The sequence below is a fragment of the Nodosilinea sp. AN01ver1 genome, from assembly GCF_050565655.1.
In the GTDB taxonomy this organism is placed as follows: domain Bacteria; phylum Cyanobacteriota; class Cyanobacteriia; order Phormidesmidales; family Phormidesmidaceae; genus Nodosilinea.
The window spans coordinates 34,007-56,658 of sequence record NZ_JBNXVS010000006.1 but is presented as its reverse complement, the minus strand read 5'-3'; the positions used below and the strand labels follow the sequence as shown (position 1 = coordinate 56,658).

General features: G+C 57.6%; 20 protein-coding genes. 13 read left to right on the top strand and 7 right to left on the bottom strand.

Annotation, left to right across the window (positions count from 1 at the left end):
* Positions 1 to 430: 430 nt before the first annotated feature.
* The 4 genes from pilM to ACQ4N7_RS07385 all read left to right on the top strand — a co-directional run bounded on the left by pilM (position 431) and on the right by ACQ4N7_RS07385 (position 5,539).
* Complete coding sequence (pilM, locus tag ACQ4N7_RS07400) at positions 431 to 1,531, top strand: type IV pilus assembly protein PilM (RefSeq protein WP_430710974.1); 1,101 nt, start codon at positions 431 to 433, stop codon at positions 1,529 to 1,531.
* A 2-nt stretch (positions 1,532 to 1,533) separates the two neighbouring features.
* On the top strand, positions 1,534 to 2,325 hold the full coding sequence (locus ACQ4N7_RS07395; protein ID WP_430710973.1) for a PilN domain-containing protein: 792 nt from the start codon (positions 1,534 to 1,536) through the stop codon (positions 2,323 to 2,325).
* Complete coding sequence (locus ACQ4N7_RS07390) at positions 2,322 to 3,239, top strand: hypothetical protein (protein WP_430710972.1); 918 nt, start codon at positions 2,322 to 2,324, stop codon at positions 3,237 to 3,239. Before ACQ4N7_RS07395 ends, ACQ4N7_RS07390 begins: the two co-directional genes overlap by 4 nt.
* A 107-nt stretch (positions 3,240 to 3,346) precedes the next feature.
* The gene (locus ACQ4N7_RS07385) at positions 3,347 to 5,539 is read left to right on the top strand and encodes an AMIN domain-containing protein (RefSeq protein WP_430710971.1); all 2,193 of its coding nucleotides are present in this window, start codon (positions 3,347 to 3,349) and stop codon (positions 5,537 to 5,539) included.
* Between the two features lie 125 nt (positions 5,540 to 5,664).
* Here ACQ4N7_RS07385 and ACQ4N7_RS07380 read toward each other — a convergent pair whose 3' ends face one another.
* Positions 5,665 to 6,243 carry a hypothetical protein gene (locus ACQ4N7_RS07380; protein WP_430710970.1) on the bottom strand — a complete coding sequence of 193 codons (579 nt, stop codon included), beginning with the start codon at positions 6,241 to 6,243 and terminating at the stop codon, positions 5,665 to 5,667.
* Positions 6,244 to 6,517: 274 nt separating this feature from the next.
* On the opposite strand from ACQ4N7_RS07380, the gene ACQ4N7_RS07375 reads away from it, so the two are divergent.
* From ACQ4N7_RS07375 to ACQ4N7_RS07350, 6 genes are all read left to right on the top strand, one after another.
* The gene (locus tag ACQ4N7_RS07375; RefSeq protein WP_430710969.1) at positions 6,518 to 7,642 is read left to right on the top strand and encodes an ABC transporter ATP-binding protein; all 1,125 of its coding nucleotides are present in this window, start codon (positions 6,518 to 6,520) and stop codon (positions 7,640 to 7,642) included.
* 226 nt (positions 7,643 to 7,868) lie between these two features.
* Positions 7,869 to 8,999 carry a polyamine ABC transporter substrate-binding protein gene (locus ACQ4N7_RS07370; RefSeq protein ID WP_430710968.1) on the top strand — a complete coding sequence of 377 codons (1,131 nt, stop codon included), beginning with the start codon at positions 7,869 to 7,871 and terminating at the stop codon, positions 8,997 to 8,999.
* Positions 9,000 to 9,065: 66 nt separating this feature from the next.
* Positions 9,066 to 9,962, top strand: coding sequence for an ABC transporter permease (locus ACQ4N7_RS07365; RefSeq protein ID WP_430710967.1), 897 nt, complete (start codon positions 9,066 to 9,068; stop codon positions 9,960 to 9,962).
* A 156-nt stretch (positions 9,963 to 10,118) separates the two neighbouring features.
* Positions 10,119 to 10,916 carry an ABC transporter permease gene (locus ACQ4N7_RS07360; protein ID WP_430710966.1) on the top strand — a complete coding sequence of 266 codons (798 nt, stop codon included), beginning with the start codon at positions 10,119 to 10,121 and terminating at the stop codon, positions 10,914 to 10,916.
* 359 nt (positions 10,917 to 11,275) lie between these two features.
* Positions 11,276 to 11,470 (top strand): hypothetical protein, encoded by a 195-nt coding sequence (locus ACQ4N7_RS07355; RefSeq protein ID WP_194056968.1) that lies wholly within the window; start codon positions 11,276 to 11,278, stop codon positions 11,468 to 11,470.
* Between the two features lie 547 nt (positions 11,471 to 12,017).
* Positions 12,018 to 12,617, top strand: a complete 600-nt coding sequence (locus tag ACQ4N7_RS07350; RefSeq protein WP_430710965.1) for a rhodanese-like domain-containing protein — start codon at positions 12,018 to 12,020, stop codon at positions 12,615 to 12,617.
* 548 nt (positions 12,618 to 13,165) lie between these two features.
* On the opposite strand, the gene psb35 is transcribed toward ACQ4N7_RS07350, so the two are convergent.
* The 5 genes from psb35 to petP all read right to left on the bottom strand — a co-directional run bounded on the left by psb35 (position 13,166) and on the right by petP (position 19,060).
* A complete protein-coding gene (gene psb35 / locus ACQ4N7_RS07345; RefSeq protein ID WP_430710964.1) occupies positions 13,166 to 13,363 on the bottom strand; it encodes a photosystem II assembly protein Psb35 in 198 nt (65 codons plus the stop codon).
* A 127-nt stretch (positions 13,364 to 13,490) separates the two neighbouring features.
* The gene (locus tag ACQ4N7_RS07340; RefSeq protein ID WP_430710963.1) at positions 13,491 to 15,935 is read right to left on the bottom strand and encodes a transglycosylase domain-containing protein; all 2,445 of its coding nucleotides are present in this window, start codon (positions 15,933 to 15,935) and stop codon (positions 13,491 to 13,493) included.
* A 158-nt stretch (positions 15,936 to 16,093) separates the two neighbouring features.
* Positions 16,094 to 17,152, bottom strand: a complete 1,059-nt coding sequence (gene chlG, locus ACQ4N7_RS07335) for a chlorophyll synthase ChlG (protein ID WP_430710962.1) — start codon at positions 17,150 to 17,152, stop codon at positions 16,094 to 16,096.
* 432 nt (positions 17,153 to 17,584) lie between these two features.
* Complete coding sequence (locus ACQ4N7_RS07330; protein WP_430710961.1) at positions 17,585 to 18,685, bottom strand: Get3/ArsA fold putative tail anchor-mediating ATPase NosAFP; 1,101 nt, start codon at positions 18,683 to 18,685, stop codon at positions 17,585 to 17,587.
* 174 nt (positions 18,686 to 18,859) lie between these two features.
* Positions 18,860 to 19,060 (bottom strand): cytochrome b6f subunit PetP, encoded by a 201-nt coding sequence (gene petP, locus ACQ4N7_RS07325; protein WP_430710960.1) that lies wholly within the window; start codon positions 19,058 to 19,060, stop codon positions 18,860 to 18,862.
* Positions 19,061 to 19,357: 297 nt separating this feature from the next.
* Between petP and hisF the strand changes: the two genes are divergently transcribed.
* Positions 19,358 to 20,128, top strand: coding sequence for an imidazole glycerol phosphate synthase subunit HisF (gene hisF, locus ACQ4N7_RS07320; RefSeq protein ID WP_430710959.1), 771 nt, complete (start codon positions 19,358 to 19,360; stop codon positions 20,126 to 20,128).
* A gap of 152 nt (positions 20,129 to 20,280) precedes the next feature.
* A complete protein-coding gene (locus ACQ4N7_RS07315) occupies positions 20,281 to 20,586 on the top strand; it encodes a hypothetical protein (protein WP_430710958.1) in 306 nt (101 codons plus the stop codon).
* A 144-nt stretch (positions 20,587 to 20,730) separates the two neighbouring features.
* Here ACQ4N7_RS07315 and ACQ4N7_RS07310 read toward each other — a convergent pair whose 3' ends face one another.
* Positions 20,731 to 21,402, bottom strand: a complete 672-nt coding sequence (locus tag ACQ4N7_RS07310) for a peptidoglycan-binding protein (protein WP_430710957.1) — start codon at positions 21,400 to 21,402, stop codon at positions 20,731 to 20,733.
* Between the two features lie 259 nt (positions 21,403 to 21,661).
* On the opposite strand from ACQ4N7_RS07310, the gene ACQ4N7_RS07305 reads away from it, so the two are divergent.
* The gene (locus ACQ4N7_RS07305) at positions 21,662 to 22,519 is read left to right on the top strand and encodes a hypothetical protein (RefSeq protein WP_430710956.1); all 858 of its coding nucleotides are present in this window, start codon (positions 21,662 to 21,664) and stop codon (positions 22,517 to 22,519) included.
* The last annotated feature ends 133 nt before the right edge of the window (positions 22,520 to 22,652 follow it).

The window sequence follows — 22,652 nt, the reverse complement described above, 5'->3', positions numbered from 1 at the left end:
GGTCGGTAACTCCAGAGATAGAGAAAGGTGGTACGAAGCAATATTTTCTCAATATTAAGTGCTCACTTTTCAGAATTGTGTGTAACATCGCTGGTGATACCAGCTATCGGTTTGCTCGGTATTCCCTCAGGAGCAGTGGTTGAACCATCGGGTGCGAGTTCAGGAAAACGGTGCTTGTCTGTCTTCTAGGCAAGGCTGTCTTTCAAACAGGAAAATCAGCGCGTAGAAAAGAAAAGTGGAAAAACTGAATTAAATTGTGTACCATTCGTTAGCACTTTTCCCCTGGGGGACGATTGCTGGGCCGTTCAACCCTCTCAAAAGGCCTGTAGCAGGTTTTTGATGGGGGTATAAATGGGCTTGTTTGGGTCTGCTTGGTTGTCGTTAAACCGGGCAGGTTTTCCGGTTACCAACCTGTTTTTCGGATACTGCCGTGGATAGTCTCAAAGCCATTTTTAGTCGTAAGCCTCGCGGGGTTGGTATTGAGCTTACCCCTGAGAAAGTTAATTTGGCCCGGCTGAAAAAGCAGGGAACCGCTCTTAAATTAGAAACCCTGGCTTCGGTAGAGCTGGCCGAGGGCATCTACGAAGAAGGGCAAATTTTAGATACCGCCGCTATGGCCGACGCCATTCAGCTGGTGCTGGCGGAAAGCAAGCTCAAGGTCAAGCAGGCCACGACCGCCATTCCGGGGCGAGCCATTACCCGCGTCATTCCGGTGCCCGCCGAGCTTGATGACGAAGAGCTGCGAGAAATGGTGCTCAACCAGGAGGCCAGTCTTTACCTGCCCTTCCCCCGCGAAGAGGCCGACGTCGACTACCAAAAACTAGGCTACTTCGTTGACGAAGACGGCATTGAGAAGGTGCAGGTGCTGCTGGTGGCGGTGCGCAAAGACCTGACCGACCCCTATATAGAGGTGTTTCAGCAGGCGGGGCTGATGCTTAACGTGCTCGAAACCTCCAGCTTCGCGCTGATTCGCACCATTCGTGAGCAGCTGCGGCAGTTTACGCCTCAGGAGGCCGCTGCCGTGGTCGATATTGAGTTTGAAAATACCGAAATCTCGATCGTGGTCGACGGGGTGCCGCACTTTTCGCGCACCGTCCCCATCGGCACGTTTCAAATTCAAAGTGCTCTCAGTCGCGCCATGAACCTGCCCCCCTCGCGCAACACCGAGCTGCTTCAGGGCATGACGGTGCCGATTCAAACGATGGATACGGTGGGTGCGCCCCAGATGGGCAATACCAACCCCGGCACGACCGCCATGCTGCGAGTGCTGGGCGAGTTGTCTGACGAACTGCGCCGCTCCATCGACTTCTACCTCAACCAGGGCGAAGACATGGAGGTGGCGCAGCTGCTGCTGGCGGGGCCAGGGGCATCGATTGGCCAGCTTGACGAGTTTTTGGCCCAGCGATTGAGCTTGCCCGCCAGTCAAATCGATCCGATTTCGGCCCTGTCTTTAGATGTTGCTGAAGACATTCCTGAAAGTCAGCGGGCTGGGTTGGCGACGGTGATTGGCCTTGGTCTGCGGGAGGTATAGGTATGTACGGTCTGGATATTAACTTTCTGAAAGACCGCGAAGTTCGGGTCTTTGACGCCAAGCCCCGATCGCGGGGTGGCGGAGCAACGGTAGTCGGCGATCGCAGGCCCCTATATATAGGCCTGGCAGCGGCGTTAATTCCTCTGGCGCTGGTAGGCGGCTACTGGGCTGTCACCCGAGGCCAGGTCAATCAGCTCCAGGTGCGCAGTGCCGAACTCGATGCCGAAACAGCCGCGCTGCAAAGCCAGCTTCAGGAGATCAGCGGCATTCAACAGCAGATAGACCTGGTGCGAGCCGAAAACAACGCCTTTGTGACGGTATTTAACGACATCATTCCCTGGTCGGCCCTGCTGCAAGACATTCGCACCCGCACCCCGGCCCGCGTGCAGATTGTCAGCCTGAACCAGACCGAGGGTGCCCCGCTAGAGGTTGACCCCGCTGACCCCAACGTGGCGGCTTCACCACCGGCTGGGGGCATTTCGATTGAGGGGGTGTCTTGTTCCTACGATGCCATCAATGACTTTGCGCTGGTCTTGCAGCGATCGCCGCTGCTGCAGTCGCAGACCGTGGCCATTACCCAGGCCCAGCAGCAGCCCAGCCTGCTCGACCCCCAAACCCAGGGCCGCTGCCCGGGTGCTGCGGTAGATGATCCCGACTTTTTAATCGACTACGGCATTGGTGCCAACATCACCGACACCCCGGCCTCGCAGCTCATTGATGAGCTAGAGCGCCAGGGCACCGTTGGTTTAGTAACCCGTCTTCGGGCCCTGAGAGAAAGAGGAGTGATCGAATGACCGCCACAGGAGATTTTCTTCCCGGTGAAGATAACCAGGGCCTAGAGCAGGTAGGCCCATCCTACCCAACGGCCTTTGGGGTTGAGCTAACGCCAAAAGTGCAGGCCATTGGCCTGGCCGTGCTGGGTTTGCTGGGGGCCTTTGCCCTTTGGAACTTTGTTGTCAAGCCTGTTCGCGAGCAAAAAGTGGCCCTTGAGGCCGAAGTGGCGCAAAAGCAGGCCCAGGTAGATCAGCAGCGGGCCAGTCTGCAAGACCGCGCCGCGCTACAGGCTCAGCTCAATACGGCCCTGGAGCAGCGAGTTGGTATTTACAGCCTCCTGGGCGACCAGCAAACCGTCGATACGCTGCTGCTCGATATCAACCAGCAAATTCAAAACAGCAACGCCGCGATCGCCGACGTGCTGCGGGCCGACCCGGCTCGTCTCGACAACGCCCAGCTGGCTGCCCTGGGGCTCAATCGCGAGCAAATTCAGCGAGTTAGAACTACCTTCCCCGGCGATACTCAGCTGCAAAGACAGCTCTACACCTCCGAACTGCTGCGGTTTAACCCCAGCCCTCCGGTAATTTTGGCTGACGGTCCGGCTGAGCTCAACGGCAAACTCGAACGCTATACCGTAGATGTCTCGATGCAGGCGCTGTTTCCCCAGACCCTGAGCATCATGCGCAACATTGAGCGCCTAGAGCCACTGATTGTGATTCGAGATTTGCAGCAGAGCATTGCGCCGCCGCCCGAGGGAGCCACTGAAGAGCAGCTCCTGGGCATTAGCCGACTGCTGCTGACCGACTTCACCCTAGAGGTTCTGGTGCCCGTTGGTGATCCTACTGTGCCGCCAACGCCGCCCCCCCCAGAAGTTCCCGCTGAAGGTGAAGCGGCCCCTGTCGAAGGCGCAGCCCCTCCTCCGGAAGGGGGTTAACTCAACCTTTTGGAGCCCAGTTTCTGTCGCCACTACCGTGGCCCCAATCTACCCGCCTAGTTATAACCCCGCGCGGCCCTGCCGCATCTGTGATGGAGGAGTGAACCGTGAACCGCCTGATGAACCTACACCCGATTTTGCTGGGCAGCGCCCTGGTTGCCCTGGCTGCCCAGCCTGGCCTGGCTTCAGTGACCAGCATTACCAATGTCCGCCTCAACCCTACCGCCACCGGCCTCGATCTGGTGTTTGAAACCGAAGGCGGCGATAACAGCAATGTCTTTACGGTTAACCAGGGCAATAGCCTGGTTGCCGACATTACCCGAGCCCAGCTCAACCTGCCCGATGGCGGCAGCTTTACCCAGGCCAACCCCGCCCCCGGCATTACTCAGGTCTCGGTAGTGCCCCTCGATGCCAACAGCGTGCGAATCACCATCGATGGCGATGGCCAGACCCCTGTGGGTGAAGTAGACTCTAGCGGCGATCGCGTCGTACTCTCCGTTCGCAGCGATGGTCAGGCTGCCCAGGCTCCAACTCCGGTACCCACCGAACTCGAAACCATACCAGCCACCACCACCACCCCTGAGGTCGCCCAGGCCGCTCCGGTTCCAGAGCCAGCCCCAGACGTAGCTCCTGTGGTTCCGGCTCCCGCTAACCCAGATGTGCTGGTCCCCAACCCCGAAGTCACGATTGACGGCAATCCAGTGCCTCGTCCCCAGGTGCAGCAGGCTCCCCCCTTCCTGCCTCGGGCTGTTGCGCCTCCCATTGGTGATATTTCTGTTGCTGAAGGGGCACCCACCTTCAACAACATCAACTTGGGCAGCAACGAGCGCATCCCCAAGCTGCTGCTGCGCGATGCTCCCGCCCGTGAGGTCTTATCGCTCCTAGCGCGGGCCGCGGGCCTCAACCTAGTCTTTACCCCCGCTGGTGGAACCGAGGGAGGCCAGGAGGGTGGAGCTAGCGCTGACGGTCCGCCGATTAGTCTAGATATTGAAAACGAGTCGGTGCAGGATGTGTTTAACCACGTGCTGCGGGTAACAGGGCTGCAAGCCAATCGAGTGGGCCGCAGTATCTATGTGGGCCCTACCCTGCCGGTTTCAGCCCAAAATGTTTTGGCTAGAACACTGCGCCTGAACCAGGTTGACGCTACCGTTGCCACCAACTTTTTAGTCGCCCTCGGGGCAGAAAGCGCCGTCAGCCGCGAGCGCTTGGTCACCAATGTTAATGCTGTTGAGGTGGCCGAAGGTGCTCCTGCCCTGACCGAAACCCAGACTGCAACCGTAGAGCAAATCGAGGTTAACCGGGTCGACTACGAAGATAGCCAGGGCATTCTGCGCGGCTTGCAGGTCGTGGCTGACGAGCGCACCAACTCGGTCACCCTGGTAGGCCGAGCCGATCTAATTGCTATTGCCACCGAGCAGCTTACCCGTATCGACCTGCGCCGACGGCAGGTGGCGGTCAATGTCAGGGTTATTGATATTGACCTCAACGCCATCGATGCTTTTGGTACCAGCTTCTCATTCCAATCCGGTGTCTTTGGGGTGCTTAGCTCTGGTGGACTCGGCATTCTCAACCTTGGCGATGGCGTACCAGGTACTCCTTTTCCCTCGACTGTACCTAGCGGTACGCCGATTGGTCCTCGCCCCCTCAATGGCCCTAGCCCCAACAACACCTCTGGCAATTTCCTGGCTCAGCTGCTGGGAACGGTGCAGAATGGCAGTGGTAAAATTATTACTGACCCAACTTTGATCGTTCAGGAAGGGCAGACGGCAACTGTTCAACTTACTCAAGATGTAGTAACTGAAATAGAACAAACTATTGAAACAACCGAAACTGGTAACCTCATCACTGAGGAGATTACGACTGAACCGGCTGGCCTAATTTTGCAGATCGATGTCGATCGCATTGACGACAACGGCTTTGTTTCGCTATCTGTGGCACCCAGCATCTCAGCACCTACAGACACCTTCACTGCCTCAGCAGGGACGTTCTTCTTGCTATCAGAACGCCAAATTAGCTCGGGTCAAGTGCGAGTTCGTGATGGTCAAACTCTGTTGCTTTCTGGCATTATTCAAGAGTCTGAGCGCAATAGCGTTACCAAGATTCCCATCCTGGGCGATATTCCCATTTTGGGTGCGCTGTTCCGCAGCACCAGAACCGATAACCAACGCCGTGAGCTAATTGTGCTGCTGACTCCCCAAATTCTAGATGATTCTGATAATTCAACCTTTGGCTACCAGTACACCCCCAGTGAACAGGTTCAGGAAATTCTAGAGAATCGCGGCCGCCAGCCGGAAGAGTAGAGTCTTGGCATTAGCAGTTGCTCTCAGCAGCAGGCTGCAAACCTCAAGCTCCTGCTTGAAAAAATAGCTGAATCAAAAGGGTAGGTTTCCGTTCTGGTGCCTGCCCTTTTGATTTGCGGTTCAGTTTATTCAGCTACGTAAGAGCCATACATGATGTATTCGTCGCTTTTTAGCTGGGTTTCGCCGGGGTAAAACGCTATTTCTATGGAGGTTGCAGCGCCACTGGTGTCAGCCTTAGGAATGAGCTTGATGTACTGGTTTTGGGTGTCGTAAAAGCTGGGGCTAGACTCAAGCCTGAGCAGGTAGCCCCCCTCGGTGCCAACCAGCGTATAGGGGCTGCTCTGGCCGCTACTCCATTGCACCTGGTCGGGGGTGACGGTCATGGTGCCAAAGGCCAGCAGTACATTGCTGAGGGGCTGCCACTCATGAATAAGCGTATCCGGCAGGGCCGCTGCGGCAGTTGAGGGGGTTGTATCTGGAGCGGCAGGGGTGGCGGCGGGGGGGTGAGTGGCGGCAGGCTTGGGGGCTGGCTCGGCAGGGGCTGCTGGGGCGGCTGGGGTTGGCTCAACGGCGGTAGGCGGGGGTGAAGGATTGGGGCGGCATCCGGCGATCGCAGCTCCTACCACTACCGCCAGCACCCATCCCGCTAGAGTATGGCGGCGCTGACGCCGTGGATGGGCTAGTATTGCGACCGTATCTACCATTGCTATGCTCCAAGGCAGGACCTGGTGCCATAGTAGCGTTTTGCAGACTTGCCGATGTTTTGGCTAGGCTGCAAAAAAATGGGTTTCAGGAGCACGGCAAGAGCCAGAGCCGCAGCTTTTTTGGTGCAGGATGTATCGGCGATCGCTGGTGTGGGTAAAGTATAGGCAGTGCCGCCCTGGATAGAGGTTTAGCCGAGTCAGATGTTGTAAAGACAGCGACTTGTATATCCCAGGTGCGATCGCTAAAGTTGGAGTGCACCCAGGGAGATAGGGTATGGCTCAAACGGTTCAGTCTGCGGCAACGACGGCAATTAAAGAGGCTCAGCCAGATGTAGAGCTACGTCAGGTATTCAAGACCTTCGGAGCCGATCTGGCGGTACGCCAGCTCGATCTGGCGGTGCAGCCGGGCGAGTTTTTTAGCATCTTAGGTCCCTCGGGCTGCGGCAAAACCACCACTCTGCGACTAATTGCGGGGTTTGAAACCCCCACCGCTGGAGAGGTGCTGATCCAGGGCACCAGCGTGAGTACGGTGCCCGCCCACCGCCGCCCCGTCAACACCGTGTTTCAGAGCTATGCCCTGTTCGACCACATGACCGTCAAAGACAACATTGCCTTTGGCCTCAAAATTCGGCGGTTGGGAACGCCTCAGGTGCGCGATCGCGTAGCCGAGGCCCTGCGACTGGTCCGCATGGAAACGATGGCCAACCGCTACCCGGCCCAGCTCTCCGGTGGGCAGCAGCAGCGTGTGGCGCTGGCTCGCGCCTTGGTCAACCGTCCTGCCGTCATGCTGCTTGACGAACCGCTCGGTGCCCTCGACCAAAAACTGCGCAAGCAGATGCAGGTCGAGCTGGCCAACCTGCACCGCCAGCTGGGCATTACGTTTATTATGGTCACCCACGACCAGGAAGAGGCCCTATCGCTGTCGAACCGCATCGCCGTGATGAACAACGGCCAGATTGAGCAAATTGGCACACCTAGCGATATTTACGATCGCCCCCGCACGCCTTTTGTCGCTGACTTTATTGGGGATACTAACCTGCTGCCCGGACGCGTAGACCAGACCTACCCCGCCCAGGTGCAAGTCACCACCGCGAGCGGGCTACGGGTGCTGGCTCAATCTGCTCAGGCTTCCCGCCCTACCGTTCAAGATGTCGTCGTGAGCGTGCGGCCTGAGAAAATCAACCTCAGTTTGAGTGCTCCCGGCAGCGGTGGCAACTGCTACCAGGGTCAGGTCAGCCACCTGATGTATTTAGGCACTCACCTGCACTGTGTGGTACGCCTTAGCTCCGGCGAAGCCCTAACGGTGCGGCAGCCCAATCGCGCTGAGTCTATTACTGTGGATACCCCTGTCTACGTCCACTGGGCCGTCGATGACTGCCTGGTGCTAAACGCCGCCTAGTAGAAGGTCTACATCTCTGCACTGCGGCTACAAAACCAGGGCCAACAGTAGACCTAGCGCCACAGCTCGGCTAGTCGATCCCCCTTTAGGCTCGCCTGTCCTCCTCCTAAATACAGACTCCTGGGGCACATCCTCATATACTGAATAACTAAATATTGGCATTGCCCGCCATCTCCCTACAGCCGTTGCCTGTCTGATTCGCCCCCTAACCACCTTGGAGAAAACCGTGTCTGCAAAGCGACTCCTGACCTCCCCCTACTCACGTCGGCTAGCCCTGAGTCGGCGGCGATTTTTGCAGGGGTCGGCGGCAGTCTTAACTGGCCTTGCCGCCGCTAACTGTCGTCAGAATCTGGCTGGTCCGCCAGCAGGCGGTAGCGGTGGCGATGGCGCTCTGCATATCTACACCTGGGCCAACTATACCGATGACAGTTTGGCGACCGCCTTTACTGAACTCACCGGCATTCCGGTGGTGGTCGATATCTTCGACTCCAATGAGGTCATGCTGACCCGTCTGCAGGCAGGCGGTGGTGATGCCTATAGCCTGATCTACCCCTCCGACTACATGGTGTCAGAGATGATCGACCTGGGCCTGCTGACGGAGCTAGACCAGAGCCGCATCACGGGTCTAGACAACCTCAAGGCCCAGTGGCAAAACCCCGCCTACGACCCCAACAATGCTCACAGCGTGCCCTTCTGCTGGGGCACTACCGGCTTGCTCTTCAATCGCGAGGCTACCCCTGGCGTACCCGCCGACTGGGATTTTTTGTGGGAAAACCAGGACGCCCTTTCTCGCCGGATTACTATGCTCGACGATATGCGTGAGACCCTGGGTGCCACCCTCAAATCCTTAGGCTACTCGTACAATTCCAGCGATCCCGAAGCAATCCAGGCTGCCTACAACCGTCTGCTTGAACTCAGACCTCACATTGCTGCCTTTAAGACTACTGGCTTTGAAAACGAACTGCTAAGCGGCGATTTGAGCGTGTCGATGGCCTACTCTAGCGATGCGATCGCCCTCACCCTTGAGGACGACCGCATGGAGTACATCATTCCCGCCAGCGGTGCATCGCTGTGGACCGATACCCTGGCCATTCCCGCCACCGCTCCCAACGTTGACGCCGCCTACCAGTGGATCAATTTCATGCTGGACCCCGAAGTGGCCAGTGCTGCTGTAGAACGCCTATTTTTTGCCACCGCCAATCAGGCCGCTTTTAACCAACTGCCCGCCGAAATTCAAAATAATGAAGACCTCTACCCCCCCGAAGCGGTACTGGCTAAAAGCGAAGGTATTGTCGCTGTAGATACAGCCAGCACCGATCTGTTTGACCAGCTGTGGACCGAAGTGACCAGCGCTTAGAGAGTTCAAAGTTCAAAATTCTGAATTTTGAACTTTGAACTTTGCATTTCTAAAGGCTCCTCTCCTATGACCCCTGTCCCCTCCCCACCGCGCCCCTGGGCCGCTCGCTTCGCTCCCCGACGCTGGCTGGGGCCAGTTGTGCTGCTGGGGCCAGCTGGGGTATGGCTGCTGCTGCTGCTGGTGTTGCCTACGCTGCTGATTTTTGAGATCAGTTTGGTGCCGGGGCTGCGCCTGGGGCAGCCCAGCGACGGTTACGGGCTGGGCAACTATCTGCAAATTTTGCAGCCGGTGTACCTGCGGGTGATCGGGCGATCGCTAGCCTTTGCGGTAGGTTCAACAGTGCTCTGCCTGCTGCTGGGGTTCCCGGTGGCCTACTGGCTGGCGCTGATGTCGCCTCGGCGCTGGCGCAACCTGCTGCTGGTGGGGTTCATTTTGCCGCTGTGGACCTCGTCGCTGCTGCGGGCCTATGCCTGGGCGGCCATTCTGCGCCCTAGCGGCGTGCTAAATACCATCCTCACTGGCCTTGGGCTACCAGCTCAAAACTGGCTGAATACGCCTACAGCGGTGTTTATTGGCCTCACCTACAGCTTTTTGCCCTACATGGTGCTCATTCTCTATGCCTCGCTCGAAAAACTCGACACCCGCCTGCTAGAGGCCGCTGCCGACCTGGGGGCAACGCCTTCTCAGGGCTTTTGGAAGATTACCGTGCCCCAAATTCTGCCCGGCATTGCCGCCGGTTGCCTGCTGGTGTTTATCAGCACGCTGGGCGACTTTGTGGTGCCCACCCTGCTAGGTGGAGCTTCGTCAATGAATATTTCGCGGCTGATCTACAACCAGTTTCTCGGCCCTACCCGCGCCTGGGGCTTTGGCTCAGCGCTGAGCATGGTGCTGATTTTGGCCGTCAGTTTCGCGATCGCCCTGCTCCTGCGCTACGGCGACAAACGCTCCGTATCCGAAACCTGATCTAGCTCGGTCTAGATGGTGCATCCGTGCAGCGATGCACCATCTAGACCTACGTGACCCCTCATTCTCCCCATCTCCCCTATCCCCCCATCTATCCATCCCCCCACCTACCCAACCACCCACCTACCCATCCACCCGTCTACCAACCTACCACCCATGCCCGCCTCGCGCTCCATCACCTGGCCCAGCCTCTTCACCGCCCTGATGTATGCCTTCATGTACTTCCCCATCATTGTGCTGGGGGTGTACAGCTTCAACGACTCGCGCTATAGCGCCAGTTGGGAAGGGTTTAGCCTGCGCTGGTATCGGGCGTTGTTTAGCGATCGCCGTCTGTTGTCAGCCCTGCAGGATAGTCTGACCATTGCGATCGTGGCGGTAGCGATTTCGGCTGTGCTGGGCACCCTGATGGCCATTGGTCTGGCTCGCCATCGGTTTCGGGGCAAGGGGCTGTACCGGGGGGTGTCATACCTGCCGCTGATTGTGCCCGACATCGCGATCGCGGTAGCTACTCTGGTGTTTTTAGCGTCGATGGCGATACCGCTGAGCCTGGGCACCATCATTGCGGCCCATATGGTGTTTTGTCTGGCCTACATTGCGGTGGTGGTCGCCAGCCGTCTCCAGCGCCTCGACCCCAACCTTGAAGAAGCCGCCCTCGACCTGGGGGCTACCCCCACCCAGGCGCTCGTCAAGGTGCTGATTCCGCAGCTGGCACCGGGTATTCTGGCCGGTTGTCTGCTGGCCTTTGTGCTCAGCATGGATGATCTGCTAATCTCCAGTTTTACCGCTGGCGGAGGAGCCAACCCACTGCCCATCGAGATTTTTAGCCGAGTACGCACCGGGGTCAAGCCCGACATCAACGCTCTCAGCGTGGTGCTCATTCTAGGCTCGGCCCTACTAGCGGGCCTGGCTGAGTACGTGCGCTATTGGGGCGATCGCCAGCGACAGACGCCGTAGTCTCCCCGTCCGTCTGCCTTCCCTCCGGCCTACAGTGGTGCTGGAACAAAACGTTGAAACCCAGCATCTATGGTTCAGTCCAGCTTAGAACAGAGATTCTCTACCAGCAAAACTCCGCTTCTGCATCTGCACCAGGTTTAATTCAAAGTGCCGCTGTAGCCTCGGCAAAATCGATAGCTAGTCCAGTGCCTATTTCAGCCAGACGCTATTGGTGAATGAGTGATTTAAACCACACAGCGATTTGCTGTCAATCACGCGTAGGCAGGGTTAGAATCACGCCCAGCCAGAGGTTGTATCACCCTAAAGCTTGAAGTATCGGGCGATATTGAGAATAGCCTCAAATCGTTCAGGTTTTCGTCATGTCTCAAGTCACTAGCCAGTCGCTCAAAGCTATTGTTGATCAAATTTTTGCTGAACGCCGCATTAGCCGACAGGTGCAGCGAGAGCTAATGGACGTGCTGCTCAGCCAGCCTACGCTCAGCAATCAAGACCATGCTACGGCGCAGCGTGTGTTTGACGCTATCCGTCAGGGGCGGCTACGGATAATCGATTAGTTGCCAGTTTTCAAATTGGTCATATCTGACCTAAGAGATAGTTTGCTAGATGGAAAGCATTTTGGCCTGTTTATGCTACAGGTAAACGAGTTTTTAGCACTCTAGCAACGTCTATGGCTTTATTAGCCCGGTCTGTTATAGATAATAGGCCGGGTTCAATTTTTTAAACTACTCAAAATATGGCGACAAGGGAATAAAGTCTTGTGTTTTGGTACCTGGCTAGACCAACTTGTCTAGGCACGCAGCAAGCGTCGGCTCCAATTAAACATCTAGGGTGCCAGACAACGCTTCATACATGGGCTTTTGTACCCTCGACCTCGGTCATAGTCTACAGGGTCAAGGCAATATTGAATGAGTTTCCGGCGTTTCACCTATTCTCTGGTGAGAGAAACAAAAGAGGGTTGACCGTGGTTTCGATTAATTCTTGACGATCTTGAATTATGAAATCTCATTCTTTTGCTGAACTGAATTATGCCTGCTGATGGATAAGCCTGCACAAAGGGCTTGTTATGGTATCTCTGTTGATGCCCATAGTAGAGGTATTTTGATGACTAATTTTCATGATCAAAACGAGAGCATTTCTAATAATCCTGAACAGGCCAATCAAAGTGCTTCGCCTCAAGACGTAAACGTTGCTGAGCGGGCTAATCACGACTCTGACCAGGCCGCCACCGAAGCTTCGGGTCTTGTTTCTGACCAGTTTGCTAACCGGGCTGAAGATTTCTCTGACCAGGCTTCTGACCAGGTCCAAAACGCCAAGTCTGCGGTTACTCAACCGCTGCCAAAACCCCCCGGTATGTCTAGCACTCAAGCTACTGCCGATGAACTGTTAAAGCGGTTGAACTGGGGTGAACCTGCCCTAACTATTATTGATGCTCGCAGCCGCCAATCCTTTAATGCGGAGCGCATTACTGGTGCTATGTCTAGAGATCAAATCGCTGAGGCAACTCAATCTCTGGAACACCAGCGAGATATTTATGTCTACGGTGACGGTGGCGACCAGGCTACAGAAGTTGTCAATCAGCTGCGCCAGGCAGGCTATCAGAAAGTAGCTCTTTTGCAGGGCGGACTGTCGGCCTGGAAGGCTATTGGTGGGCCTACCGAGGGTGTAGAAGCCTTTTCTTCGCCCGCTGGCGCTAAGGTCTAGGCCGAAGCAGGTCGCGTAGATTCTGCTGCTTTGATGCGGTCAACAGCGTCTTGCGATTAAGGTGCCCGCTCAAGGGAGCCAAGTACGACATCTGACTTGGAAAAACTCCTATCTAGAACCAGTAATTTGCGGGAGGATTGCAGCGCAATCCTCCCGCAAATTAGTTTAAATAAAGAGAATTTGACGTAACACAAAACCTAAACCGCACTTCCCCGATTTCATAAATTCATAGAAGCCAAACGGTAGAGGCGTAGGCGTAGTTGAACCAAAATCTTTGTGGCACGTTGCGCTGTCCCAGTTTCTAACTATGATCAGGGTTGATGTCCTAAGCGCAAAGGCCATTACTATCGCTATAGATCAAAAGCCCCCCTGACAAACGCTATGTCCAGAGGGGGCTTATTTAGTGTTTTTAGATGGTGTGTCCTAGAACGCACTAGCTTAACTTGGTTAGTATTAGTGGCGTTCTGCACTTGTCTGAGTCTATCCGGCAGCGCTATGGGGCACTATATTTAGGCGCGATCGCGCCGTCGCCAGAATCCAGAGAATTTCTAGCCCTCTTTGCCCTCTTCTGGCTTCACGGTCGGTAGGAAGTCGGGCTTTTCTTTGTCTTCCCAGCCTGCGGGGCGCTTGGAGTTGTACCAGGCCACAGAACCCAGGGTCACTGCGGCTATAAAGCCCACCACATAGACCAGCACAAGGGATGAAGAGGTTGCCGCTTCACCTGATACCGCAAAATAAAGTGCCATAGCTATATAAATCTCCAAAATTGGTTGTCTTTTATCCTACGACGATCGGTCGGTCAGGGGATCACCCCCAGGTCTGACCCTGTTGTCACAGCAGCTCTCAACTCACCGGCAATCTATGCCCTTCGGACTATTCCCCACCGGCAGCAGGGGGTGGCGCTTCTAAGGGTGGTGGTGGTGCCACGATAGGCGGCGGCGCGGGAGCTGGGGCTACCGGAGCCGGGGCCGGAGCTACCGGAGCCGAATTCACCGGGCGCGGCGCGGGAGCTGGGGGTGCAGGGGCAGGTGGGTCATTGGTAACGACTGGAGCAGGCGCTGCGGCTGGCTCCGGGGCAGGGGCACTAGTATCTCTAGGCCTGCCGCTGCCGTTGTCGTCGTCATTATTGCTGACGGTCGCAGGTTCCTCATTGCTGCTCGACGAAGACGGCTCACTCTCCGAGCGGCTAGCGGTCTGGCGACCGCCGCCGCCAGACCCAGAGGCTGACTCCGACGGTTGAGACGGTCCGTTTTCGGCCACCACTCGACCGGGCTTGACCGGACTGAGGGTGATGGTGCCCTCGCGTCCGCCCAGGCGAGGCAGGCTCGGAAAATCTTCAGAGGGAATATCGTCGGTCAGCTTGGCCATAAAGTCGCGCCATACAGCAGCGGCCATGCTGCTGGCTCCGCGAGTGGGCGTGTTGTCGTCGTTGCCCATCCACACCCCAGCCGCCAGCTGGGGAATGTAGCCCACAAACCAGAGGTCGCGATATTCCTCAGAGGTGCCCGTTTTACCGGCTACCGGGCGGCCCAGGTAAGCGTTGCTGCCTGTGCCGCCCTCTACAACCCCGCGCAGCATCCAGGTCATGATCGCGGCCGAATCGGCGTCAATGGCCTGCACCGACTCGTTGGGCCGTTCGTAAATGACTTCGCCATTGCTGTTAAGCACCCGTCGAATGCCGTGGGCTGGGCGATGTATGCCCTTATTCGCCAGGGTGCCGTAGGCGCTAGTCAGCTCTAGTAAGTTGACTTCTGATGTACCCAGGGCTAGCGAGTAGGCAGGCAGCAGCGGCGATTTGATCCCCATCTTCCCTGCCAGGTCAACTACCGGGTCAAAGCCCACATCGACCAGCAGCTTCACCGCCACGATGTTGACCGAGTTGCGCAAGGCCTTCAGCAAATCCATGCTGCCGCTGTAGTTTTCGCCGTAGTTCTTGGGTTCGTAGCCATCGACTACGTAGCGGGCGTCGACGTAATTTTTGTACGGCGATATGCCTCCGGCGATCGCCGCCGCATAGACAAACGTTTTGAAGGTTGACCCCGGCTGTCGCTGCGCCTGGGTAACGCGGTTGAACTGGTTTTCGCTGGTAAAGTCGGTGCCGCCGACCATGGCCTTAATTTCGCCATTGCGGGGGTCAACGGCCACCAGAGCTACCTGCCCTACTCGCTGCCAGTTGCTGTAGCGTTCAACGGCCTCTTCAACGGTTTCTTCAGCACGGCGCTGCCAGACCACGTTGAGGGTGGTTTCAACCGTCAGGCCGCCAGCTTCAAGCTGGTCGGGGGGCAGCAGCGCTTCCAGCTGCTTCTGAATATAAATTGTGAAGTAGGGAAACTCGCTGTAGAGAAACTTGGGCTGGTTGGGGGTGACTTCTACGCTGGCGGTGATGGCCTCTTCGGCTTCTGCTCCGGTGATAGCCTTGGTGGCCAACATGCCGCGAATCACGCGGTTGCGCTGGCTGCGGGCGGCCTCGACATCGACGGCTGGTGAATAGAGACTGGGGGCTGGGGCCATACCGGCAATCATGGCCGACTCCGCCACGGTGAGCTGGTCGATAGTTTTACCGAAATAAATCCAGGCGGCGTCGGCGACGCCGTAGGCCCCAGAACCCAGATACACCAAGTTGAGGTAGCGCTCAATAATTTGCTCTTTGGTCAAGCTTTTTTCGAGCTTGACGGCCATTAGGGCCTCTTTGAGCTTGCGCTGGTAGCTGCGTTCTTGATCGAGAAAGACAATGCGCGCCAGCTGTTGGGTAATGGTGCTGGCCCCTTCAACGGTTTCGCGCTGCTGTAGATTTGTCAAAACGGCGCGGGCAATGCCCCGGTAATCGACGCCGTTGTGCTCGTAAAAGCGGCGGTCTTCGGAGGCGATAAATGCGTTTACCAGGTGCTTAGGAATGTCGTCGTAGGTGATGGTTTCTCGACTGGCGGGGCCAAGCTTTTGCAGAATGACTCCATCGGCTGACACCATCGTGACGGTGCCGTCGCGCTGGTAGGTCAACGCCACATCAGGATCGGGCAGCGTAGCGTTGGTGTGCTCGAACACGCGGTAGGCACGTGTTCCTCCCCCGGCAATGCCAGCCCCGGCCAGCAGCACCACCCAAAACAAGGGCCGCAGGAACAGCGGGCGGTAGCTGCGCGGCGGTGTCCCCTGCTCGCGGGAGGGCGCAGTCTGATCTTCAAGCGATCGCGGTGAAGCGGTCGTTTTAGCAAAATTGGTCGAGCTGACCCTAGCGCTCTTGCGCTCCGAGGCCTTGCGTCTGCCAGAACGCGATGACTTCCCTGTAGGAAACGACAGCCAGGTTAACCAAGATCGAGCCATAGCACCGTTGCCCTTCACGTCCTCTGAGAACTGTATGGGGTTTCGACCATTTGTTCAAGGGTATAACAAGTCCAACCCTGGAGCTGAAGTTTTACCAACGGCAAAACTCCACTTCTGGACCTGAACTCGGTTTGTTGCCCTTTGATTTGATGGATCCCCTAAAGCGCCGCGTGCCCCAGAGCCAGCCCCGTCACCAGCATACCCAATACCAAAAAAGGCTGAGCGCTGGCCTGATACTTGACGTCGTTGCCCAGGGGGTCGCGCAAAAAGTACATATCCTGAAAGGTGATCTGAGGAATGATCAGCAGGATCAGCAGCACCGCGTAGAGGTTTTGGTGAATGGCCATCAGGTAGGCCGCTACGCCCCCCTGAAAAATGTCGATCGCCAGTACGCAAATCCAGGCGGCGGTGGTAACGCCAAACATTACCGGCAGCGACTTCAGCCCCATCTGGCGATCGCCCTCTACGCTCTTGAAATCATTCACCACGGCAATGCCCAAGCCCGCCAGGCTGTAGAACAGGGTGAGCACCACAATCTGCCAGGTCAGGGTGCCAAACAGGGCGTGGCCTGCCCACCAGGGCAGCGCAATATAGCTGGCCCCCAGAGCGTAGTTGCCCAGCCAGCCGTTTTGCTTGAGCTTGAGGGGCGGCGCTGAGTAAATGTACGACACCAGCGAACCGCCAATAGCGAGCGCCGTAATGGTTGGAAAGCTGTGCCCGGCCCAGCGATCGAGGGCAAAGGCCACCGCCACCCCACCCACCAGCAGCACCAAAATTTGGGCCACCACCTGACCGATGGAGATCGCCCCCGAGGGGATGGGGCGGTAGGGCTCGTTGATGGCGTCGATGTCGCGATCGTAGAAGTCGTTAAGGGTTTGGGTATAGCCGGTCAGCAGCGGCCCTGAAAGCAGCATACAGGCCGCCGCAATCAGCACGTACTCTAGGTTCCAGTGGTAGTTGCCCGAGGAGGCGGCTCCGCACACCACCCCCCAAATCAGCGGAATCCAGGTAATGGGCTTCATCAGCTGCAGTCGAATCTTCCAGATCGAGGTTTCGCCTGCCTTAGCACCCTTCATGCCGAGGAGCTGACGAGCCGCATTGCCCTGGGCCTTGGGTGCGACTTCGGAGGCCACGGATTCAGCTTCGAGGGTACTCTCAGCCGCCAAAGTCGAGTCTGGAGCGCCGTTGACTGGAATGGAGGACGGTTGTTCAGCCATGATTTGTGAAATTGCTAAGAGTCGGTGAAACGTTAGGTCAGCGCGATACTTAACCCACGGTGCCACATTTTTTAGTTCAGAATCAAACCCTCGCCCTAGCAAGGACAGTTTTACCGCGAACCGATGACATATCGCTGGGTCAGCTGACTCAGTGTCCGTCAGAACGATCTCGATGCCTTCTCAGCCGACTGACCACTGCCCCTAGGGGAACACCCGCAGCAATGCCAATCGCGGTGCCAAGCGCTATGTTGTCCATGCCAACGCCAAGGGCAACGCCAATACCGATGCCAATCGCTATGCCTATACCCACTCGACAACTGCGCTCTCTAAACGGCTGATCTCTGCGGTCAGCATCGCCAGATCCTGTTATCGGCTCCTGCCACCAGGGCGGTGAAGGGGGTGACCAGACGACCGCCCTCTAGAAATTAGTCCTTAGCTAAAGGAAATAACCAGGTGCTGATCTTGGAACTTAGCCCCGGCTACCGCCTTACCCTGCAGCGCCGTCGGCAGCAGCAGGTTGCGCCGCTGGTCACCCGCCTCAATGGTAACCTCGGGGCCGTACTGGGTGAGCTTGACCTGGGTTTTGTCGAAGCTGGGCAAGAACAGCCGCACGGTTTTAGCGGCTACATCCACGCTGACCGGGCGCGGGGCTGCTGCTGCCCACTGGGCCGGGTCGGGTAGCGATTCCACCGCCGCTTCCCACCCCTGGTCAACGACTGAAGGAATTGGCACCTGCGGCAGGGGCGCAAAGGCGTTGATCTGCTCATTATCGAGGACGCCGTGGTTGACTAAAACACCGCCTACGGTGAGGCCAATCTGCTGGGCGCTGCCCCACAGGTAGCGGGCGGTAGCGACGGCACCAGCGGTGGGGGTTGTCACCAAAAAGGCCGCCACGCGGCTGGGGTTGGTGACCGCCTGGCGACCCTCTTCAAGCTGCGATCGCACCTGCCCGGTGGGCTGATCGAGCACATCGCCTGACCAGTCGACCGCCAGCACCGCCGAAGCCATCGGCTGCAAAAAAGGCGACAGCACCTTGCCCACATCCGACTGCTGAAACACGCCGCGAAACCGTCGCAGATACCAGTCGAGAATTTCGGGCATGCCCAACATGCGCAGGGTGGCCATAGGATCGGTGCTGTCGTAGACGATCACGTCATAGCGATCGCTAGCGTCGTACTGTCGCAGGGCATTGAGGGCCAGAGCGCTGTCCATCCCCGGCATCACCCCCAGTTCCTGGCCGTAAACCGCCTTTAGAAACGGCGTGCGCAGGTATTGGGCTTCCAGGGTCTTAACTTCGTCCCAGCTTTTCTCTAGCTGTGTCGCGGCCTGAAACTGCATCGCCCACAGGTTGGGCTCCAGCTCTGCAGGCTCTGGCCCCAGGGGTTGGCCCAGCAGCAACGCCGGGGCCGGGGTCGCGTCTTGAATGACCAGCAGCACCCGCTGCCCAGCTCGCGATCGCTGCTTAGCCGCAGCAATCGCAACCGTCGTGCAACCGCTGCCGCCCTTGCCTAAATAGGTAAGAATTAATGCCATAAAAACTGGGCCTACATGTTTTGCGAGGTCATCCTTGCCTTAGATCCTGGCTGCAGATTATTTTCCCATTCGCGCCATAGCAGCTCGGCTACATTCCCCCCATCTAAAGGGGGAAAGAGAGAATCATCCGCAGGAAACTTATTTACAGTAGGACTCACCACTCAACGTCGCCCACTACTGAATGGCAGATAGTTCGTCCTCGAAGAACCATGTGGTGTAGCGGTCTTCAAACTCCACCACTACGCCCACACCGCTGCCGTCTACCATTTTGAAGCGACTTACGACACCCTGCTTGCCGAGGTAAGTCGCCGTTTCTTTGGAAACCCGATCGCGTAGACGGGATACCTTCACCTTCTGGCCAATCTCTAAACCCATGTTTACTGAGGGCTCCAACTGCATATCCAACAAGAAAACCAAAACACAGTGTATCAGCGTCTTGGCCCCTGTTGATCGTCAAACTGTGATCCTCAAAATCCACTATTGTGAAACCTGGGAAAGGGTTAATCTACGGCGGCGGGAAATTGGGTGGATGGGTAGGGGATGAGTGGGTGAGTGGGTGGGTGTACCTGTTTGGAGCGGGGAGAAACTGAGCTTTGGGTGTGTGACCGGAGGAAACCGGGAGTGGAGCGGGGTTAGTTAGCGTTGGTAGCGTAATTTTAAGGAGTAAGGGGAATGCTGGCGAAACGGATTGTGCCCTGTTTGGATGTGAAAGCCGGGCGGGTGGTCAAAGGGGTCAACTTTGTCGATCTCCGCGATGCTGGCGATCCGGTGGAGCTGGCTCAGGCCTATAACCAGGCGGGGGCCGATGAGCTGGTGTTTCTCGATATCACGGCTACCCATGAAGACCGCGACATTATTTATGACGTGGTGTACCGCACTGCTGAGCAGGTGTTCATTCCCCTGACCGTGGGCGGCGGTGTGCAATCCTTAGAGACTATTAAGAAATTGTTACGAGCCGGAGCCGATAAGGTCAGCATCAACTCGGCGGCGGTGAAGCGACCTGAACTGGTTCGGGAGGCCAGCGATCGCTTTGGGGCGCAGTGTATTGTGGTAGCCATTGATGCTCGTCGCCGCGAAGACCCCAGCAACCCTGGCTGGGACGTCTACGTGCGCGGCGGTCGCGAGAATACAGGACTCGATGCCCTGAACTGGGCTGAAACCGTTGTGGCTCAAGGGGCGGGCGAACTGTTGGTGACCAGCATGGATGCTGACGGTACCCAGGCGGGCTATGACCTGATGCTAACCCGTGCGATCGCCGACAGGGTGCCGGTGCCGGTGATTGCCTCGGGTGGAGCGGGCAACTGCGACCACATTCACCAGGCCCTAACCGACGGCAAGGCAGAAGCGGCATTGCTGGCCTCGCTGCTGCACTACGGTCAGCTGACGGTGCAGCAGGTTAAAGAGCACTTGCGCGATCGCCAGGTGCCGGTCCGTTTGACCTAGCTGGCAAACGCCATTCTGGCAAAAGCGAAAACATTCTGTGGAACTATGCCGGTTTTATGAATGCCTGTTACGATGTGTAACATATAGGTGAGAAGCTTTACGTTTCGAACTTTACATTTTTGCCGTCAAGTCTTTCATCGTAGACCTCTTTCATGCTGCTGCTCATCCTGACTATCGTTATTGCCTTAGTGGCCTGGGCACTCCGCCTGATGGAGCAGGCTGTCAAAGGTCAGGAGTTTTCCCTGATGCTGGCTGGCTTCCTGGTAGCTTCCTCTGCCGCTGCCCTGATGGGAGTCTATTTTTTAATGGGCAACTACGTGGTTTACATGAATAGTGCTGCTGCCCAGCAGATGTCTGCCCTAGACCCGCTCGATATGCCCTACTCGATTTATGCCAGCGCCACCGTGCCCGACTCCTCTAACCCGGGGGTTGACTACTGGTTGACTCAAGCTGATTAGAGTCCTGTCGAGCTAGGCGGCATCCGCCATTTCGTTACAAAAAAGTTTGCTACAGCAAAGCTGTCGGGATACATGTCTCGGCGGCTTTGCTGTAGCAAACTGATTCCGCGCGGGTCCGGGAGAAGTAGGTCAGCAGCGCCATCCCTAATTCAGTGCTCGCCAGGTGGCGGGGCCAACGATGCCGTCTACGGTAAGGTTATTCGCCGCCTGGGCTTGTCGCACAGAGGCCTCGGTTTGACTGCCAAAGATGCCGTCGATCGCGCCGTTATAGAACCCTTTGGCCCGCAGCCGCTGCTGCAGCTGGCGCACGACATCACCTTCCATGCCGGGGCGCAGCACAGGGAAGGCTGTGGCGTTGCCGCTGTTGCTGGCGGGGGGTGTATTGGCGGCTGGCGTGTTTGTCGCTGGCGTATTCGCGGCTGGGGTACTAGCTACCGGGGTAGCACTGGTGGAGGTTGTAGCCGCAGGCGGGTTGGCTTCGCTCGGCGGGGTGGGAAACAGACGGCTCCAGGTGGCAGGGCCGACAATGCCATCGGCGGTGATACCCGCAGCCGTTTGAAAACGGCGCGTGGCGGTGGCGGTGTCTTCTTGGTACAGGCCAGTCACCTGACCAGGGTAGTATCCCAACAAAATGAGCATGGACTGCAGCTCGCGCACTGACTCGCCCTGACTGCCAAGTTGGAGGGTAGGCCGCACAATACGCCCGCCGCTGACAGTTGGAACGGCGGGTTGGATAGCCGGGGTGGCCTCCTCTGCTGGGGCCTGAGTCTGGGCAAAACTGGCGGAGCTGCTGAGCAGGGCGATTGCCGTGGTCATTCCCCAAAGACTAGGGCTGACCCAACCTTGGGTAACCCGTTTAGTAAAAGGGGAGGCGCAGAACATAAACTTGGCTCCAGACGGGGGTGACAGTAAGCGGCAGGCGCTTGACAGCAAGCATTATAGGATTGCTATCCAGAAATAGGATACTGCACCCCCTTAAAATTCACGGTTGACGACTAAATTCGTCTTTTACTTCTAACGTTGGTTTCAACTAATGTTGGTCTCAACGATTCACCCAGCGCCAGGATGCACCGGCATGAATGCACCCCAAGCCACGGCACAGCGAGAAATATCGCCGAGATTAACGCCAGGCTCTCTGCCGGATCGGCTGGGGGCAGCGCTGGAGGCCATCGTCATTGGCGATCGCTGGCTGGCCGACCAGCGGCGTGGGGTCGATGCTGCCGCCGGGGGGTGGCAGGGGGGGCTGTTGCGGGTTGCCCGTGCCTGCGCTCAAGGCGATTTGCTTTTGCCGCAGCGGTGGCAACCCCATTTTCAAATGCTGCCCGATACCGCAGCGCTGCTGCTCAATGCCTTGCCCTATCTATGGCTGCAGGCCGACGCCCACAGCCATCATCGGACGACAGTGGCTAACTGGGCTGCCGACCTGGAGCGCTGGCGCAGCCTCCCCAGCGGAGAATCGCCCCAGGTGGTGGCCTGTGAAGGTTTGTTTGACCTTGTCTGCCAGGCGATGGCGGCTGAAACCGAGCTGAACTGGAGCGATTTCTCCACTCTAGTTCTGGCTCCTACTCTAGAAGGTGAAGATAATCCCCTGGAGCCAGCCCTGCGGCTTGTGACCCAGAGCCAGGGCGAGTTTGCGGTGGTGTTGGGCGCGGCCTATCAGCGGGGCTGGGCGGCTACGGAGATAGCTCTGGCCGGGATGCTGGTGGGCCTGGCGGGCGGGCGAGCCGGGCTGGGGGCGAACCTGCGGCAGCGCTGGCTGTTGGCGTACCCTGAGGCGAGGCAGGACGGCTGGCAAACTCTAAAAGCCGACGACCTGGAGGCGATCGCGCTAGCCCTGCACTACCGCTGGGCAGGGCGGCCAGAGCCACGGGTGGGGGGAGAGGCTCGCGATCGCCTAGAACAGCCTCCTTTCCCCCTCGGGATCAGAGTTTAGGGCCAGGGGTACAGGCGTTGACCAAACCCGCCGCCTATAATAGCGTTTGAGAGGCTCCGGTTGGGCTGGCGGCTCGAGCGCACAGCGGGGAGAGGAGCGTCTCAAACGCTCGCTGCTGACGATTCATTTGGCT